General features: G+C 42.8%; 18 protein-coding genes. 10 read left to right on the top strand and 8 right to left on the bottom strand.

Annotation, left to right across the window (positions count from 1 at the left end):
* Window positions 1–16 precede the first annotated feature (16 nt).
* The 6 genes from murC to lpxC all read left to right on the top strand — a co-directional run bounded on the left by murC (window position 17) and on the right by lpxC (window position 6751).
* Window positions 17–1492 carry a UDP-N-acetylmuramate--L-alanine ligase gene (gene murC, locus B0X70_RS18220; RefSeq protein WP_217471765.1) on the top strand — a complete coding sequence of 492 codons (1476 nt, stop codon included), beginning with the start codon at window positions 17–19 and terminating at the stop codon, window positions 1490–1492.
* Window positions 1485–2405, top strand: coding sequence for a D-alanine--D-alanine ligase (locus B0X70_RS18215; protein WP_046395697.1), 921 nt, complete (start codon window positions 1485–1487; stop codon window positions 2403–2405). The genes murC and B0X70_RS18215 overlap by 8 nt, the downstream gene beginning before the upstream one ends.
* 1 nt (window position 2406) lies before the next feature.
* Window positions 2407–3213 carry a cell division protein FtsQ gene (gene ftsQ / locus B0X70_RS18210; RefSeq protein WP_036777495.1) on the top strand — a complete coding sequence of 269 codons (807 nt, stop codon included), beginning with the start codon at window positions 2407–2409 and terminating at the stop codon, window positions 3211–3213.
* A gap of 41 nt (window positions 3214–3254) precedes the next feature.
* Window positions 3255–4511: a cell division protein FtsA gene (ftsA, locus tag B0X70_RS18205; protein WP_036777496.1), complete on the top strand. Its 1257-nt coding sequence runs from the start codon at window positions 3255–3257 to the stop codon at window positions 4509–4511.
* A gap of 63 nt (window positions 4512–4574) precedes the next feature.
* A complete protein-coding gene (ftsZ, locus tag B0X70_RS18200) occupies window positions 4575–5735 on the top strand; it encodes a cell division protein FtsZ (RefSeq protein ID WP_036810822.1) in 1161 nt (386 codons plus the stop codon).
* 98 nt (window positions 5736–5833) lie between these two features.
* Window positions 5834–6751 carry a UDP-3-O-acyl-N-acetylglucosamine deacetylase gene (gene lpxC / locus B0X70_RS18195; protein ID WP_036777498.1) on the top strand — a complete coding sequence of 306 codons (918 nt, stop codon included), beginning with the start codon at window positions 5834–5836 and terminating at the stop codon, window positions 6749–6751.
* A gap of 94 nt (window positions 6752–6845) precedes the next feature.
* Here lpxC and B0X70_RS18190 read toward each other — a convergent pair whose 3' ends face one another.
* Window positions 6846–7364 carry a DUF721 domain-containing protein gene (locus B0X70_RS18190; RefSeq protein WP_110090829.1) on the bottom strand — a complete coding sequence of 173 codons (519 nt, stop codon included), beginning with the start codon at window positions 7362–7364 and terminating at the stop codon, window positions 6846–6848.
* Between the two features lie 32 nt (window positions 7365–7396).
* On the opposite strand from B0X70_RS18190, the gene secM reads away from it, so the two are divergent.
* From secM to mutT, 3 genes are all read left to right on the top strand, one after another.
* A complete protein-coding gene (gene secM, locus B0X70_RS18185; RefSeq protein ID WP_036810818.1) occupies window positions 7397–7921 on the top strand; it encodes a secA translation cis-regulator SecM in 525 nt (174 codons plus the stop codon).
* A gap of 85 nt (window positions 7922–8006) precedes the next feature.
* Window positions 8007–10718 (top strand): preprotein translocase subunit SecA, encoded by a 2712-nt coding sequence (gene secA, locus B0X70_RS18180; protein WP_217470044.1) that lies wholly within the window; start codon window positions 8007–8009, stop codon window positions 10716–10718.
* Between the two features lie 121 nt (window positions 10719–10839).
* Entirely contained in the window at window positions 10840–11232 is a 393-nt protein-coding gene (gene mutT / locus B0X70_RS18175) for an 8-oxo-dGTP diphosphatase MutT (RefSeq protein WP_046395692.1), read from the top strand.
* 37 nt (window positions 11233–11269) lie between these two features.
* On the opposite strand, the gene yacG is transcribed toward mutT, so the two are convergent.
* From yacG to nadC, 7 genes are all read right to left on the bottom strand, one after another.
* On the bottom strand, window positions 11270–11467 hold the full coding sequence (yacG, locus tag B0X70_RS18170) for a DNA gyrase inhibitor YacG (protein ID WP_036777504.1): 198 nt from the start codon (window positions 11465–11467) through the stop codon (window positions 11270–11272).
* Between the two features lie 30 nt (window positions 11468–11497).
* A complete protein-coding gene (gene zapD, locus B0X70_RS18165) occupies window positions 11498–12250 on the bottom strand; it encodes a cell division protein ZapD (protein WP_217470042.1) in 753 nt (250 codons plus the stop codon).
* Window positions 12243–12866 carry a dephospho-CoA kinase gene (coaE, locus tag B0X70_RS18160; RefSeq protein WP_217470041.1) on the bottom strand — a complete coding sequence of 208 codons (624 nt, stop codon included), beginning with the start codon at window positions 12864–12866 and terminating at the stop codon, window positions 12243–12245. The genes zapD and coaE overlap by 8 nt, the downstream gene beginning before the upstream one ends.
* Before the next feature lie 91 nt (window positions 12867–12957).
* On the bottom strand, window positions 12958–14157 hold the full coding sequence (hofC, locus tag B0X70_RS18155; protein ID WP_217470040.1) for a protein transport protein HofC: 1200 nt from the start codon (window positions 14155–14157) through the stop codon (window positions 12958–12960).
* Between the two features lie 2 nt (window positions 14158–14159).
* Complete coding sequence (gspE, locus tag B0X70_RS18150) at window positions 14160–15602, bottom strand: type II secretion system protein GspE (RefSeq protein WP_217470039.1); 1443 nt, start codon at window positions 15600–15602, stop codon at window positions 14160–14162.
* Window positions 15603–15643: 41 nt separating this feature from the next.
* Window positions 15644–16069 (bottom strand): prepilin peptidase-dependent pilin, encoded by a 426-nt coding sequence (ppdD, locus tag B0X70_RS18145; protein ID WP_217470038.1) that lies wholly within the window; start codon window positions 16067–16069, stop codon window positions 15644–15646.
* A gap of 201 nt (window positions 16070–16270) precedes the next feature.
* Window positions 16271–17161, bottom strand: coding sequence for a carboxylating nicotinate-nucleotide diphosphorylase (gene nadC / locus B0X70_RS18140; protein WP_217470036.1), 891 nt, complete (start codon window positions 17159–17161; stop codon window positions 16271–16273).
* Window positions 17162–17658: 497 nt separating this feature from the next.
* On the opposite strand from nadC, the gene ampE reads away from it, so the two are divergent.
* The gene (gene ampE, locus B0X70_RS18135; protein ID WP_036777515.1) at window positions 17659–18513 is read left to right on the top strand and encodes a beta-lactamase regulator AmpE; all 855 of its coding nucleotides are present in this window, start codon (window positions 17659–17661) and stop codon (window positions 18511–18513) included.
* The last annotated feature ends 274 nt before the right edge of the window (window positions 18514–18787 follow it).

Below are 18787 nucleotides of genomic sequence, written 5' to 3'. Positions count from 1 at the left end.
TAGTGAAGAAGAAAACGTGAATACACAACAACTGGCGAAATTAAGAGCTTTCGTGCCTGAGATGAGAAAAGTCAGGCACATCCACTTTGTTGGCATTGGTGGTGCTGGCATGGGGGGGATCGCCGAAGTGTTGGCTAATGAAGGTTATCAGATTAGTGGATCTGATTTGGCGCCAAACCCGGTAACTCGGCAACTGACTAAGTTGGGCGCTCAGATTTATTTTAACCATCGTCCTGAAAATATACTGGATGCCAGTGTGGTTGTGGCTTCAAGCGCAATTCAGGCGGATAACCCGGAAATTGTTGCTGCTCGTGAGGCCCGAATTCCGGTTATTCGTAGAGCGGAGATGTTGGCGGAACTCATGCGCTATCGTCATGGTATTGCTATTGCCGGGACTCACGGTAAAACAACCACAACGGCGATGATTTCTAGCATCTATGCACAGGCTGGCTTAGATCCCACTTTTGTGAATGGTGGTTTGGTTAAAGCCGCGGGAACACATGCTCGTCTTGGCAGTAGCCGTTATTTAATTGCGGAAGCTGACGAAAGTGATGCCTCCTTCTTGCATTTGCAGCCGATGGTGGCGGTCATTACGAATATCGAAGCAGACCATATGGATACCTATCATGGTGACTTCGAAAACCTGAAACAGACGTTTATTAACTTCTTGCACAACTTACCGTTCTATGGGCGTGCAGTTATGTGCATTGATGATCCGGTTGTCAAAGAGTTAATTCCTCGTGTGGGGCGCTATATCACGACGTATGGTTTTAGTGAAGAAGCAGATGTCCGTATTACCCATTATGAGCAAAAAGGCGCTCAGGGATATTTTACTGTCAGTCGCCAAGATATGGCGGATCTGAAAGTCGTATTGAATGCGCCTGGTCGTCATAATGCGCTGAATGCTGCGGCGGCAGTGGCTGTTGCGACTGAGGAAGGGATTTCTGGCAGTGATATTTTGGCTGCGTTGGCAGGTTTTCAGGGAACCGGACGCCGTTTTGATTTTTTGGGCAGTTTTTCTCTGGAACGTGTTAACGGCAAAGATGGCAGTGCAATGTTGGTTGATGATTATGGCCATCATCCAACGGAAGTGGATGCAACCATTAAAGCCGCCCGTGCTGGCTGGCCGGATAAACGTATTGTGATGATATTTCAACCTCATCGTTATACCCGAACCCGTGATTTATACGATGACTTTGCCAATGTATTGAATCAGGTAGATGTATTGTTGATGTTGGATGTTTACTCTGCGGGTGAAGCGGTTATTCCGGGGGCGGATAGTCGTTCGTTGTGTCGTACTATCCGTAGTCGCGGTAAGTTAGATCCGATTTTGGTATCTGATCCGGCAAAGGTGACCGCTGCATTGGCACAGGTGCTGGATGGTAATGATTTAATTCTGGTTCAAGGGGCCGGCAATATAGGCAAAATAGCGCGTAATCTGGCTGAAACAAAATTACAGCCATCTTTGAATGAGGAAAAACACAATGGCTGAGAAAGTCGCGGTACTGTTGGGGGGAACTTCCGCTGAACGTGAAGTTTCGCTGTTATCGGGACACGCCGTGTTGGCTGGATTGAGAGAAGCAGGTATTGATGCTCATCCAGTTGATACAAAAGATTTTCCTGTGACTCAACTTAAAGAGGCCGGATTTGAGAAAGTCTTTATCGCGCTTCATGGGCGCGGTGGGGAAGATGGTACTTTGCAAGGTGTATTAGAATTTTTGCAGTTACCCTATACCGGTAGTGGTGTGATGGCCTCTGCATTGTCAATGGACAAATTGCGCACAAAACAGTTATGGCAAGGGATTGGATTGACTGTTTCGCCATATGTTTCAATGAATTCTCAGCAATTTGAACGATTGACGGATTTTCAACTCCAAGAATATGTAGCAGATTTAGGTCTGCCATTAATTGTTAAGCCAAGTCTGGAAGGTTCCAGTGTTGGTATGACTAAGGTTAATGAGATTTCGGAGTTGCGTGGCGCATTAGAGGCAGCGTTTCGTTATGACGTTGATTTACTGATAGAAAAGTGGTTGTACGGCCCGGAATACACGGTAGCTATCCTTGGCGATGCAGCTTTACCTTCTATTCGTATTCAACCCGCTGCTGTTTTTTATGATTATGATGCAAAATATCTGTCTGAAGAAACACAGTATTTTTGTCCAAGCGGCTTAAGTGATGAAAAAGAGCAGCAATTGGTAGAAATGGCGCTTAAAGCTTATCAATCAGTAGGATGTAGTGGTTGGGGACGGGTAGATATCATGATGGATAGTGATGGTGGTTTCTATCTGCTGGAGGTGAATACATCGCCAGGGATGACTGGTCACAGCTTGGTGCCGATGGCTGCGCGTCAGGCTGGATTAAGTTTTTCACAATTGGTGGCAAAGATTTTGGAGTTGGCTGATTGATATGTCTCAAGCGGCCCTGAAAGTAAGGGGACGGGATAATGAAAATAGCAGTTCTCGTCCTAGTAACGGCTCTTACCTGGCAGGGCTTATCTTCTTCCTGATGGTAATTGGGACCATTATTTGGGGAGGTTGGGCCGTCCTTAACTGGATGAAAGATGCGAACAGATTGCCTATTTCAAAACTGGTGGTAACGGGTGAGCGTCACTACACTACCAACGATGATATCCGGCAGGCAATTTTGTCATTAGGGCAACCGGGAACTTTCATGACGCAGGATGTGAATATCATTCAGCAACAAATTGAACGGATGCCGTGGATAAGGCAAGTCACTGTTCGTAAACAGTGGCCTGATGAACTGAGAATTCATCTGGTAGAATATGTCCCTTATGTGCGCTGGAATGATACTCAGATGCTGGACGCCGAAGGTCAGGTATTCAGCATTCCGGCTGAATGGGAAGTTAAAGGGTATTTCCCGATGCTTTATGGCCCACAAGGCAATGAAAAAGAAGTACTTGATGGTTATCGAGCTATGGCTAAACTTCTCGCTGCCAATAAACTGAAATTAAAAGCGGCGGCAATGACGGCGCGTCGTTCCTGGCAATTGACGCTGGATAATGGTGTCCAGCTAAAGCTGGGAAGAATGGATACAACAGGCCGTATTAAACGTTTTATCGAGCTTTATCCGCTGTTACAGCAGAACACAGAGAAAAGGGTAGATTACGTGGATTTGCGTTATGACAGTGGCGCAGCGGTAGGTTGGGCGCCTTTACCTATTGGCGATCCTAATGCTCCGGCCAAAGGGCAATAAACAATTACTGGCAATAATTATATGAGGCAGGCAGAACAACGATGATCAAATCGACGGACAGAAAATTAGTAGTTGGCCTAGAAATTGGCACAGCAAAGGTATCTGCCCTTGTTGGTGAAATTCTGCCCGATGGTATGGTTAATATTATCGGGGTGGGAAGTTGTCCATCCCGCGGTATGGATAAAGGCGGTGTAAACGACCTGGAGTCGGTTGTTAAATGTGTACAGCGGGCTATCGATCAGGCTGAATTGATGGCAGATTGTCAAATTTCCTCTGTTTATCTGGCGTTATCTGGAAAACATATTAGTTGTCAGAATGAAATCGGGATGGTTCCTATTTCCGAAGAGGAGGTCACTCAGGAAGATGTAGACAATGTTGTTCATACTGCCAAATCAGTTCGTGTACGTGATGAATATCGAATACTGCATGTTATTCCGCAAGAATATGCCATCGATTATCAGGAAGGCATTAAAAATCCGGTGGGACTTTCCGGTGTGCGTATGCAGGCGAAAGTTCACTTGATTACCTGTCATAATGATATGGCGAAAAATATTGCAAAAGCCGTTGAGCGCTGTGGTTTGAAAGTCGACCAGCTTATTTTTTCCGGGTTGGCCGCCAGCTATGCTGTTTTGACCGAAGACGAGCGTGAATTGGGCGTTTGCGTGGTAGATATCGGCGGCGGGACGATGGATATTGCGGTGTATACCGGCGGAGCGCTGCGTCATACCAAAGTTATCCCTTATGCCGGCAACGTTGTCACCAGTGATATTGCTTATGCCTTTGGTACGCCGCCAAGCGATGCAGAAACGATAAAAGTACGCCACGGTTGCGCACTAGGTTCGTTAGTCAGCAAAGATGAAAGTGTGGAAGTGCCAAGTGTCGGGGGACGTCCACCACGTAGCTTACAGCGTCAGACGTTGGCTGAGGTCATTGAGCCGCGTTACATCGAATTACTGAATTTAGTGAATGATGAAATCTTGCGATTGCAGGAACAGTTACGCCAGCAGGGGGTTAAACACCATCTGGCTGCGGGTATTGTCTTGACTGGTGGTGGCGCTCAGATTGATGGCTTGGCTGAATGTGCCCAGCGTGTGTTCCACGCTCAGGTGCGTATTGGTCAACCTCTTAATATTACTGGTCTGACGGACTATGCGCAGCAACCCTATTATTCAACAGCTGTGGGGTTGCTGCATTACGGGAAAGCCTCTCATCTTAATGGTGATGCGGATATTGAAAAACATGCTTCAGTGAGTCGCTGGTTTAAGAGAGTCAGTAGCTGGCTGAAAAAAGAGTTTTAATTTTATACAGAGGCTGCGTTTTCTTTAGCCTCGATATAAAGGCACAAAGCGGAGAGAAACTATATGTTTGAACCAATAGAATTAACCAATGACGCGGTGATTAAGGTCATCGGCGTCGGCGGTGGCGGCGGTAACGCTGTTGAGCACATGGTGCGTGAACGCATCGAAGGTGTTGAATTCTTTGCAGTAAATACGGATGCTCAGGCATTGCGTAAAACGGCTGTCGGCCAGACTATCCAGATTGGTAATGGTATTACTAAAGGTTTGGGAGCTGGGGCAAATCCGGAAGTTGGTCGTACTGCTGCTCAAGAAGATCGGGAGGCATTGCGCACCGCGCTTGATGGTGCGGATATGGTATTTATCGCTGCTGGTATGGGGGGAGGTACCGGTACTGGCGCAGCGCCTGTGGTAGCTGAAATTGCAAAAGAGCTTGGAATTCTGACGGTTGCTGTGGTGACTAAGCCTTTCAATTTCGAAGGTAAGAAACGCATGGCGTTTGCCGAACAAGGGATCACTGAATTGTCCAAGCATGTAGATTCATTGATTACTATCCCTAACGACAAACTGTTGAAAGTACTTGGTCGTGGCATTTCACTACTGGATGCTTTCGGCGCAGCTAATGACGTTTTGAAAGGCGCGGTTCAGGGCATCGCTGAATTGATCACGCGTCCAGGTCTGATGAATGTTGACTTTGCTGACGTGCGTACCGTGATGTCCGAAATGGGCTACGCCATGATGGGTTCCGGTATTGCACAGGGTGAAGATCGCGCAGAAGAGGCCGCTGAGATGGCGATTTCCAGTCCACTGCTGGAAGATATCGACTTGTCGGGTGCTCGTGGTGTTCTGGTTAACATTACTGCTGGCTTTGATCTGCGTTTGGATGAGTTCGAAACAGTGGGTAACACGATCCGCGCATTTGCATCTGATAATGCAACCGTCGTGATCGGTACCTCTCTGGACCCAGACATGAACGATGAGTTGCGTGTGACTGTGGTTGCCACCGGTATTGGTATGGATAAACGTCCTGAAATTACGTTGGTTACCAATAAGTCTTCTCAGTCAAGTGTAATGGAACACCGTCATCAGCACATGTCTGGCGGTATGTCTTCATTGTCTGAAGAAAATAAACCAGCGGCAAAAGTGGTGAATGACCAGAGCGTACAAACTAGCAAGGAGCCCGATTATTTGGATATTCCTGCATTTTTACGTAAACAGGCCGATTAATAGCTAAAAAATTGGATTCTCCGCTTTTTGTGCTAAACTCCCCCGCCAACCATAGTGTATAGTGGTTGGCAGGATGGATAACATTGCGAGATAAAACGATGATCAAACAAAGGACACTTAAACGTATTGTTCAGGCGACTGGCGTCGGTTTACACACCGGTAAAAAAGTCACGCTAACAATGCGCCCAGCACCGGCTAATACCGGGGTCATCTATCGCCGCACTGACTTGAATCCACCGGTTGATTTTCCGGCAGATGCAAAATCCGTGCGTGATACTATGCTCTGTACTTGCCTGGTAAATGAGCATGACGTGCGAATCTCAACGGTTGAGCACCTGAATGCAGCGCTTGCGGGGTTAGGTATCGATAATATTATTATCGACGTTGACGCGCCAGAAATTCCTATTATGGATGGTAGCGCCAGCCCGTTTGTTTTCCTGCTGCTGGATGCGGGCATTGAAGAGCTGAACGTAGCGAAAAAATTCCTGCGTATTAAGGAAACTGTACGTGTGGAGGAGGGTGATAAGTGGGCAGAGATGACACCTTATAATGGTTTCAGTCTGGATTTCACTATTGATTTCAATCATCCTGCGATTGATTCAAGCTCTCAACGTTACTGTATGGATTTCTCGGCAGAAGCGTTTGTTCGTCAAATCAGTCGTGCCCGTACATTTGGCTTTATGCGTGATATTGAATACTTACAATCTAAAGGCTTATGTTTAGGCGGCAGCTTTGATTGTGCGATTGTTGTTGATGACTATCGTGTACTGAATGAAGATGGCTTGCGTTTTGAAGACGAATTTGTCCGTCATAAAATGCTGGATGCAATTGGTGATCTGTTTATGTGTGGCTATAACATCATTGGCGCGTTTACTGCGTTCAAATCGGGTCATGCGTTGAACAATAAGCTATTGCAGGCAGTTCTGGCGCAAGAAAGTGCATGGGAACTGATCACTTTCGAAGATGAAGCTGAAATGCCGTTGGCTTTTCGTGCTCCATCGACTGTAATGGCATAACTCTCTAGTGTGCTGAGAATAATTCAAGATATATCAGTGAGTTATGTTATCAGTGATTTTGTTCTCGCTGATGTTTTTTACTCAGCGCTAGCGCTTATTTTTTAGCTGTGCTGGCACTCTCTCCGGCCAGTGCAGCTAATCGCTCTAATTTTTCCTTCAACTTTTTTGGACTACGGTTCGCTAGCACTATTAATTCTTTCGCACTCTCTTGACTTAACTGACGTATCGGTAACGTTTTGTGATCATCGCTCATCGTTTTTGCGAAGCTCTGCGCACTATTGCCATGCTTAATCATAAGTGATGGGTTAATCCTGATGTCGATAGATGACAATGATGGTAGAATTTCGCTTCTTAGTGTAGAGAGCAGTGTTGGCAGCTCGTAACGTAATCTGGTCATCCAACTGGCGTTTCCTGCTTCCAGTACCAGAATTTGTTTGCGATAATTAGCGACCCGACACCACGGATGTAATTGTGCGGGAAGCAAGCTGATAACGGCACGGTTGAGTTTTAACAAAGCGACGGTACGTTGCTGGATAACATGAAGCGGGCTTTTCTCAACGGCAGCGACGTCTTCAAAAAGAACATCTAATGATTGTGGGCGGCTATCGCGCATAATAACAGTAGCTCCGGTATGATGAAGGATTAATGGGTATTCTAAATCTTTGGCGACAATTTGGCAGACGTTATTTCTGGTCACATCTGTTATTAGGGGTGGTTGCGGCAAGTATTGGCGTTCCTACCATTTTAGCGGGTGCTGCCGATAATATTTCACAAGCTAATACCTCCCCTAGCCAGAGTTGGCAAAATCAGGCTTTATCAGCTTTTGATAACCTATTCTCATTGCAGAATGTTCAACATCAGCCTGCCAATGGCGTTAATTACTGGCAACAACATGCGGTACGCAATGTGATCAGGCAGCTTTCTTTTGTTTTTTCTGTTTCTCAACCTATGAACGATGAAACAACAAAACAAAGTATCCGGTTAAGTTCTTCCAGTATTCAGCAGCTTGTACTAGAAACTCTGAATGCACTATTAACTCAGAAACCTAAGCCACCTGAACCAGTTCCAGATATACCATTCCTGAATATTGCATCACAATCTTCTTATACTCCGACGTTTTGGATTGCTAAAGCCCAAGGTATCCGTGCAGGTCCTACTGCTTATCTCTGAATCTTCGTTTTTTTACAAATTCCGAAATAATAAATAACTATTTGTTGGCTGCGAGATAACGGCCTTATCTGAGATGTAATTAACTATGCTGATTAAATTATTAACAAAGGTTTTTGGTAGTCGTAATGACCGTACACTGCGTCGTATGCGTAAAGTTGTTGATGTGATCAACCGCATGGAGCCAGAGTTTGAAAAATTGTCTGATGATGAATTGAAGGGTAAAACTGCCGAATTTCGTACCCGTTTAGAAAAGGGGGAATCGCTGGAAAATTTGTTGCCTGAAGCATTTGCAACAGTACGTGAAGCGAGTAAGCGCGTGTTTGCTATGCGTCATTTCGACGTTCAGTTATTGGGGGGGATGGTTCTGAATGAACGTTGTATTGCTGAGATGCGTACTGGTGAAGGTAAAACACTAACAGCGACTTTGCCTGCTTATTTGAATGCATTAACAGGGCGTGGTGTTCACGTAGTCACAGTAAATGATTATCTGGCACAGCGCGACGCTGAAAATAACCGCCCACTGTTTGAATTTTTGGGGTTGAGCGTTGGTATTAACCTGCCAGGTATGCCGGCACCTGTTAAACGCCAGGCATATGCGGCGGATATTACCTATGGTACTAACAACGAATATGGTTTTGATTATCTTCGTGACAACATGGCGTTTAGTCCGGAAGAGCGTGTGCAGCGCAAACTACATTATGCGCTAGTGGATGAAGTTGACTCCATTCTGATTGACGAAGCGCGGACGCCATTGATTATCTCTGGCCCCGCGGAAGATAGTTCTGAACTTTATATCAAAGTCAATAAGTTGATCCCTAAATTGATTCGTCAGGAAAAAGATGATTCAGAGACTTTCCAGGGAGAAGGTCACTTTTCTGTCGACGAAAAGTCCCGTCAGGTTAACTTGACGGAACGCGGTTTGGTTTTGATTGAACAATTATTGGCGGAAGCTAAATTGATGGAAGAAGGTGAATCCCTATATTCACCAACCAATATTATGCTAATGCACCATGTTACGGCTGCGTTACGTGCCCATGCGTTGTTTACCCGCGATGTTGACTATATCGTGAAAGAGGGTGAAGTCATTATTGTTGATGAACATACTGGCCGTACCATGCAGGGGCGTCGTTGGTCTGATGGATTACATCAGGCTGTTGAAGCTAAAGAAGGTGTAGAAATTCAGAATGAGAACCAAACCCTAGCTTCTATCACTTTCCAAAACTACTTCCGGTTGTATGAAAAACTGGCGGGTATGACCGGTACAGCCGATACAGAAGCATTTGAATTTAGCTCTATTTATAAGCTCGATACCATTGTGGTGCCGACAAACCGCCCAATGATCCGTGATGATTTGCCGGATCTGGTTTATATGACCGAAGCTGAAAAAATTGAAGCTATCATTGAAGATATCCGCGAACGTACCGGTAAAGGGCAGCCTGTATTAGTGGGGACTATTTCTATTGAAAAGTCTGAACTGGTTTCTCATGAACTGACTAAAGCGGGTATCAAGCACAACGTACTTAACGCCAAGTTTCATGCAATGGAAGCGGATATTATTGCTCAGGCTGGTCAAGTGGGCGCGGTAACTATTGCGACTAACATGGCTGGTCGTGGTACGGATATTATGCTAGGCGGTAGTTGGCAGGCAGAAATTGCTAAACTGACAGAGCCAACAGAAGCTCAGATTGAAGAGATTAAAGCCGCATGGCAGGAACGCCATGATATGGTTCTGGCCGCAGGCGGTTTGCATATTATCGGTACGGAACGTCATGAATCTCGTCGTATTGATAATCAGTTACGTGGGCGTTCCGGTCGTCAAGGGGATGCGGGATCGTCCCGTTTCTATTTATCAATGGAAGATTCACTGATGCGTATTTTCGCCTCTGATCGTGTCACCGGCATGATGCGTAAACTGGGTATGAAACCCGGTGAGGCAATTGAACATCCGTGGGTAACCAAAGCCATTGCCAATGCTCAACGTAAAGTGGAGAGCCGTAACTTCGATATACGTAAGCAATTGTTAGAGTACGATGATGTTGCTAACGATCAGCGTCGTGCTATTTATGCTCAACGTAACGATTTGCTGGATGTGAGTGATGTGAGTGAAACCATTAGCAGCATTCGTGAAGATGTATTTAAAGCAACCATTGATGCTTATATTCCCCCTCAATCTCTGGAAGAGATGTGGGATGTGGAAGGTTTGCAGCAACGTTTAATGACTGATTTCGATTTAGAGCTGCCGATCAAAGAGTGGTTGGATAAAGAGCCTGAACTACATGAAGAGACGTTGCGTGAGCGTATCCTTGCACAGGCTGTTGAAGTTTATAAACGTAAAGAAGAGATTGTTGGCATTGAAATGATGCGTAACTTCGAAAAAGGTATCATGTTGCAGACTCTGGATATGTTGTGGAAAGAGCATCTGGCAGCAATGGATTACCTACGTCAGGGTATCCATTTACGTGGTTATGCTCAGAAAGATCCAAAACAGGAATATAAACGTGAATCTTTCGCTATGTTTGCAAACATGCTGGAATCGCTGAAATATGAAGTGATTAGTACATTGAGCAAAGTTCAAGTGAGATTGCCGGAAGAAGTAGAGGCATTGGAGCAACAGCGCCGGGCGGAAGCTGAACGTTTGGCAAGGCAGCAGCAATTAAGCCATGAAGTTGAAAAAGGCGCATTGATGTCTACAACAGAAGCACAGATTGCCAGTGGCGCTCGTAAAGTAGGCCGTAATGATCCTTGTCCTTGTGGATCGGGTAAAAAATATAAACATTGCCACGGGCGCTTGCAGTAATGATAAAAAGGCGGGAAACCGCCTTTTTGCTGTTAGGTTTAAGCGAATAACGTTGGATGTAGCATTTGGTTATTGGTCGTTGATCAATCAAAAGAATAATAGATGAAGAAGTAAGAGTAATATGGAAAAGAAACACCTGCATATAGCCGCTGGGATTATTAGAAATACGCAACATGAAATTTTTATTACTCAGCGTCATGCTGATGCCCATATGGGTGGTTTCTGGGAATTTCCTGGCGGGAAAGTTGAGAAAGAGGAAACGCCTGAGCAGGCTTTAGTACGTGAATTACAGGAAGAAATTGGTATTACTGTTACTCATTATGAGCTGGTAAAAACGGTTGAACATGATTTTCCTGACAGGTTGATTACCCTATATTTCTTCTTAGTGGATGGATGGGAAAATGAACCTTTCGGTAAAGAAGGGCAACTTTCTCGGTGGGTATTACAGAAAGATTTAATTGCTGATGAATTCCCGCCAGCTAATCGCAGTATTGTTGCATTACTGACTGCTTGAGTTGTTAATAGCCGCATTATAATAACGCGGCTATTTGTTATTGCTCAGGTTGTTCACTCCAATCATCGCTATCGGAATTTTCACTTTGGCTTGGTATCCGTTTCTCTTCATTTGCCCACCCGCCTAAGTCAATTAATTGACAGCGCTTACTGCAAAATGGACGATATGGGCTTATTTCTCCCCAAACTACGGTTTTACCGCATGTTGGACATTCAATCGTTAATAACTCAGACATAATAACTTTCCTAATAATTAGTTTGTCATATTAGCAACAGGCTAATTCAAATGGTAAATGGGCAGGCACGAAGCCTTTTTCATTATCCAATGGTAAAAAACGGATAGCAAACCGGGTCTTATGACCGGAAATTTGAGGAAACAGTAAAGGTTTTAATGGCAAACGTAACCTCAGTAAATCTGCGCCTTCTGCCGTATTCTGATGAAAACCGTTTTTACTGATTTCTGAACGAAAAATAGCGGATTGGCGGATGAGTTCTAAAATACTTTCTAGTGCTTGTTGGAGAGGTAGCAAACTATCAATCCAGTATGCGACCATTTTATCCCTTTCTGATTGCGGTAAATGAAGCCATAGATGTAGTGTGGGTAGATCAAAACCACAACAACCACTTGGAATACTGAGACGTTGGCGCACCATACTGATAATTTTATCTTCTTTCAGGGATTGTCCCAGCCGTGGTGCTTTACTTAATGCGGTAGCTCGCTCTTTCAGTTTTAATCTGAAACTATTGACGATATTAATATCAACATCGGGTATTTCAGCCCATTGCTTTAACTTTGCCTGTTGGCGTTCTAGTTCTTTTAGCAACTCTGAACGTACTTCCCCTCGTTCTAGCACTTCAAGTAACTCAGTCACTGTGCGGAAGAAGGCGAGGCTGCTTGCTAGTGAGTCTAAATGGCGTTGACTGGTGAGTTGTTGCAGAGAAGATTCAATTCTCAACCATGCCCGCATTTTTTCATTCAGTGGGTGTTCAAAAATGATTGTAGAAGTTGTGTCACTCATCATGATTATCCTGCCTGGCTGATCCAGCTAACCTTAAATATTGTTGATGTAGTTCGGCAACACGAGGAGCAATTGCCTGTACGTTATCATGATTTGAGATAATGTCATCGGCATAAGCCAGCCTCTCGCTACGGGATGCTTGGGCAGCCAAAATATTTTCAACCTGTTGGTTGCTAATGCCATCGCGAGTGGCTACCCGGCTGATTTGTAATTCAGGTGAAACGTCAACGACTAGAATCCGATCTGCCAGATGCTCCAAATTATTTTCGACTAATAATGGAACAACCCAAATAACATAAGGTGCAGTTATCTGTTTCAATTGCCGTTGGGTTTCTTGATGGATTAGAGGGTGAAGAAGTTGATTAACCCACTGTTTTTCTTGTTTGTTTGTGAATATTCTTTGGCGTAACAGTGCTCGGTTAAGGCTGCCATCGGGTATCAATATGTCATGACCAAAGTGTTCTGTGATGGCTTGTAGAGCAGGCGTTCCAGGAGCAACGACTTCTCTGGCAATAATATCTGCATCAACAAGAGGAACGCCAAGAGCTGCAAAAGCATTGGCGATAGTGGTTTTACCGCTGCCAATCCCACCTGTGAGTGCAATAATATAAGTCATCCTATCCCTTAATATTACTTGATACTATTTCGGGATTGTAACCGAAAGGGGGCAGATGACCTAGAGACAAAGCGATGGAATCGTTTTTACTTTAGGTGAGTATCGTACCTAGCTGAAAAATGGGTAAATACATTGCGAGCAATAGTGTACCGACAATAATTGCTATTATGACTATAAGTATTGGTTCTAATAACTGGGTCATATTATCAGAAATTTCCAATGCTTGTTGTTGGTACCAGTTAGCGAGATTTCCCAATAATAGTTCCAGATTGCCAGATTCTTCGCCAACACTGACAAACTGTTGACACAGAGCAGGAAAACAAGATTGTTGTTTCAGTGTTTCGCTCATTGGTATTCCTTGATTAATTTGAGCTCGTAAGAATCTAGTCGCTTGCAGAAATACCGGATGATTTATTGATGCAATAGCACTGTCTAACCCTGCGGTGAGTGTCAGACCCGCTTTTTGTGTCATAAATAGGATATGAAAAAGTTGCCCTAATTGCTGGCAACTAATTAATTTTGCAATAACGGGTAAACGTAACATCAGATTTTTTTCACGAGTGATCCATATTGTATGACGTTGACGTAATTGTAGGTAAAATAGAAGCAGTATAATTAGTCCAATAACACCATAGCCACCATATTGAATTAGCCAGTTGGAAGTTATTAATAAACTACGAGTGAGTAGCGGAAGTTGTGCGTCAAATGAATGATAAATATGTTCAAATTCGGGTAAAACAAAAATAAGCATCAATAAAATAATGATACTGGCAACAACGATAATAATCAGAGGGTAACGTAGAGCTTTTGCTATTTTCTTCTGTAATTTATCTTGTTGCTCCTGTTGTTTAACTAATAATTGACAGCAGACTTCTAATTGCCCGGTCAATTCGCCAACGGTAATAAGTTGACAAAATAAAGGCGGAAATAGAAATGGATAATCTTTTAATGAGGAGGAAAATGATTCTCCACGGGTAATTTTCTTGCTAATATCTAATAATACACAGTGCCATAGTGGATGATCGCATTCACGAATAAGAATATTGAGGCAATTTAGTAATGGCATTCCTGATGATAATAGTGTTGCCAATTGACGAATAAAATTCAGACGGTAAGCAACTTGTTGTTGATAATAAAATATTAATTTTTCACACTTTATATTATAAGGTTGTAATCCAGAATGAATAAGTTGCTGATATAAAGATTTTCGGTTATCACATAGTGATTTTCCTTTTGATATTTCGCCTTTGTTGTTCACTGCTTGCCAATTATAAAGATAATGAATTTTCATTATTATTCCTGACCTGTAACTTGATAAATTTCTTCTAATGTAGTGATGCCTTGTTCTACTAATAAAATACCGGATGAAAGTAAAGTATCTTTTCTTTGAGCTATAATGGTTTTTTGCCCATTTTGGGAGTTCTGTTCTGATAATATCTGTTTAATATCATCTGTTATTTCTAAAAACTCATAAATAGCTGTTCGACCGTAATAACCGGAAAAACAATGCTCACAACCAACGGCTAGCCATTGCTTAATAAATAGAGAATTGTTTTCAGTATTAATAATAGTTTCTTCTGTTTGTTGTTTGCGGCAACGAAGACATAATTTTCTGACAAGCCGTTGGGCGATAATTAATTTGATACAAGAAGCAGCCATATAACCTGAAATACCCAGATTTTGTAGGCGGGACAATGTATCTATGGTTGAATTAGTATGCAATGTAGAAAGAACCAGATGACCTGTTTGCGCCGCTTTTACTGAAATTTCGGCTGTTTCGCTATCACGTATTTCTCCCACCATAATGACATCAGGATCTTGGCGTAATAGCGCCCGTAATACTTTGGCAAAATTGAGATCAATTTTGCTGTTAGTTTGTGTCTGGTTAATACCGTTCAATGGGATCTCTACTGGGTCCTCTACACTGCAAATATTCTTTTTATTCTGATTCAGATATTGTAAACAGCTATATAAAGTCACAGTTTTTCCGCTACCTGTCGGCCCAGTGACTAAAATCATCCCTTGTGGTAACGCGAGTTTTTGTCGAAGCTGATTTAACAATGGATCAGGAATACCTAGTTGATCTAACGACAATTGTTGCATTGTATTTAATATTCTAAGTACAACTTTTTCTCCGTGTATTGTCGGCAAAGTCGCCATACGAATAGCATAGTTGTGTCGGGTGTCAGACCAATCAAATTGTCCATCCTGAGGCAGCCGTTTTTCAGCGATGTTCAATTTAGCCATTATCTTAAGGCGTGCGGCAATGCTTGCATTCATTTGAGGAGATGGCGAAGACAAGAGGTGTAGTGCGCCATCAACCCGGATACGAATACGGTAACCTTGTTGGAATGGTTCAAAATGAATATCGGATGCACGCCGTTGAATTGCAGTTAATAAAGTTTGATTAATAAGTTGAATAACGGGCGCATCATTTTCATCTTTATTGGTATCAGCGATAAGTGGTAATAACGCGGATTCTTCCTCTGGTACACGACTTAGTGAAGTATTTTGATGTAATATTGATTCTATCCTTGCCAGTGGCCAAATTTCTACATTAACGATACGTCCAGAAATAAATCGTAATGCTGATAATAAATCATCATTAGGTAATTCGTTACTGGCAATTGTTATCGCATTATCATCTTTTTTTATTACAACAGATTGGTGGCGTTGACAAATATCATGGATTTCTCTTTCCATCAATGTGTTTTCTGCCATTGAAAGTGAGTTCATTGTTCTTTCCTGTGTAAAGATGTATTAATAAGAGTAATAAATTAAAATTCAAATATTTCCTGACAACGATTTTTTAATGAATTGTTTGTCGATTCACATTTAATGTTCCATTTAATTGTACCTATTTGTGTATTTTGTGTCGGCTTTAATGTAATGCTGAGGTTTTTAAGACTTTTTTCCCCGTTAATGATAACTTCCCCATTTTTAACTGAAATGCTCTCGATATATCTACTGTTATGATCTTTTGGAATTGACATTGCTCCTGCATTGCAACCCATGAAATCTTCAGTTTCAAAACCGCAAAGTTCTATACCTGATTTATAAGGTACAATATTTTGTAGTATATCTGTTAAAGCGGCTTTCTGGATATATCCTTGATAACTAGGAATACCAATAGCACTTAAGATGGAAATGATAGCAATAGCAACCATAATCTCCATTAAAGTAAATCCTTGTTGTTGTTTCATATTTCTTCTCCGTGTTGTGGTGTTGCGATATAGAGAATGAAGGAAAGAGAAAAAAATGAAATAGGATAGATGAAGGTTATGGAATTGACTCGAAAAAGAATTTATGAATTGCAAGGTTTGCAAAAATATTTACGGTGGTGTTCGCAAATTTTCGATCTACCAATTGCTGGTTTACACCACCATCAATATTATTATTGCTAATTACTGAAAGCGCATGGAGAGATCTAATGCTCTAATATGTTTGGTGAGTGCTCCAACAGAAATAAAGTCAATGCCTGTTTCAGCATAGCTGCGCAGAGTATCCAGGGTGATATTGCCGGATACTTCTAAAGCGACTTTACCTGATGTGATTGCGACGGCTTCTTTCATCATTGGAATAGTAAAATTATCTAGCATAATAATATCAACATTAGCTTTTAGTGCCAGAATGAGTTCATCTAGCGTTTCTACTTCGACTTCAACAGGGGTATTAGGATGGGAATAACGAGCTTTATCTACTGCCTGTTTAATAGATCCATTGGCAATAATATGGTTTTCTTTGATAAGGAAAGCGTCGAATAATCCAAGGCGGTGATTATTACCACCTCCGCAAAGTACGGCATATTTTAGGGCTGTGCGTAATCCCGGTAGTGTTTTGCGCGTATCAAGTAATTGGGTTTTTAAACCGGCAAGACGATGAACATAATGACTGGTTTCCGTTGCAACGCCAGAGAGAGTCTGAATAAAGTTAAGAGCGGTGCGTTCACCGGTCAGTAATATCTGTGCTGGGCCTCGTAATATGCAAAGTTTTTGGTTGGCTGTAATCGTATCACTATCTTTAACTAACCATTCAATAGAGATTTGGTCGCCTAATTGAGTAAAAACTTCATTCAGCCATTGTTGTCCACAGAAAATACCATCTTCCCGAGTGATAATGACTGCGGTGGCTTGTTTATCTTCGGGAATTAATTGGCCGGTAATATCAGAGGTGAAATTTGTATTTCCGCCCAGATCTTCTTTTAGTGCGAGGGTTACACTGGCGGGAATGTCGTTCTGCAAATGTTCCATAAGAACAGCACGGCGCTGATCTGTATTGCAATTTTGTTTTGTCATTAAAAAGCTCCAGAGGTGATAACAATATTAATGGTCTTAACATGCTACCCTGTTGTGTAGTGAACAACTACTATCTTGGTTTTATCATCTGGATTTAAGAAGGAAAAAATGTGGTTGCATGATGAATTGAGTTAGAAAAATTTTTTCACACGATTCGTGCCCACAGGGCGAGCAACCGTTTTATTAGTTATACCCTATGGATTTCAAGATGGATCGCGACGGCAAGGGAGAGAATCCCTGGGAGCATAGCGAACTATGTGACCGGGGTAAGCAAGTACAGCCAACAAAGAGGCAACTTGAAAGATGACGGGTATATTCATCGTATTAGTTTGTCTCTAGGAAAGCTTTGTTGTACTGACACAATGACTTATAGGTAGACCCGGATATATAAAAGAGCATATCACTGGCTATAATGATGTTGTTCTGGGAAGAAAAATTGATCTGGAACTTTATTTCGATTGGACACATTACCAGCAATTGTTACAGGAGCGGAAAGAATGACTCTCTTTATACTGTTGTTAGTGTTGGCGTGGGAACGGGTTTTTAAAATGGGTGACCATTGGCAATTGGAGCACCGCCTTGAGCCATTGTTTACCGATTTGAAGTCTTTTTCGTTATGGAAAAGCCTTTTAATGACGTTAGTAGTCATGATGATTACATGGGTATTGATTGAAATATTAAATGATTTTATGTTCGGCATTTTTGAACTGGTTTTATGGGTGTTTATTTGTTTGCTGTGCATCGGAGCGGGGCGCTTACGGCATGATTATCGTGAATATTTTCGTACTGTTCATCAAGATAACAGGGAACAACAAAGAGAATATCTTACGCATTTCGCAATTATTCATGGTTTACCTTCTGATGCCAGCAAAGAGAATATGTTGCGAGAGATACAAAATGCGTTGCTGTGGATAAATTTTCGCTATTATCTGGCGCCGATTTTTTGGCTGATTGTGGCGGGTGAATTAGGGCCAGTTGCTTTAATGGGATATTGCTTCTTAAGGGCTTATCAGGGATGGTTGGCACAATATGGTACACCGGTTCAGAGAGCGCAATCTGGCGTTGATGGTTTGTTGCATTGGTTGGATTGGATCCCTGTTCGTCTGGCTGGCATTGCTTATGCTTTATTAGGGCATGGAGAGCGGGCTTTACCTGCGTGGTTTGCTTCTCTTAGTGATTTAAGAACTTCACAATATAAGGTGCTTTGTCAGCTTGCTCAGTTTTCATTAAGTCGCGAACCCCATCTTGATTCAATTCAAACGCCTATTGCTGCGGTGATACTGGCGAAAAAAGTGACTTTCTCTATCATCGTTGTCGTTGCCTTACTAACAATTTATGGGGCATTGGTTTGATGCGTTGGCTTAATGATTCTGATTGGTTCGGGTTTTATTCATCCCGTGTATGGAGTTGTTTGGCTTACCTGTAGCTATTAGAGCCGGTTTATGCAGCGCCGACTGGCGCTGCAACAATTGCAACAACTAAGAAGAGGGTTCGATGAAGTCAATATCCGACCATACTGAAATAACCGCAACAGCTTGAGCTAGCCCTCCGGCGCCGTCAGTTTTCAACAGAACTGGTACAACAGAAACTTGTGTCGATGCCGTGTAGTTATCGTTCCTTTGTTTA

The organism is Photorhabdus akhurstii (assembly GCF_019090985.1).
Classification (GTDB): Bacteria; Pseudomonadota; Gammaproteobacteria; order Enterobacterales; family Enterobacteriaceae; genus Photorhabdus; species Photorhabdus akhurstii.
This window is presented reverse-complemented; position numbering and strand designations above follow the sequence as displayed.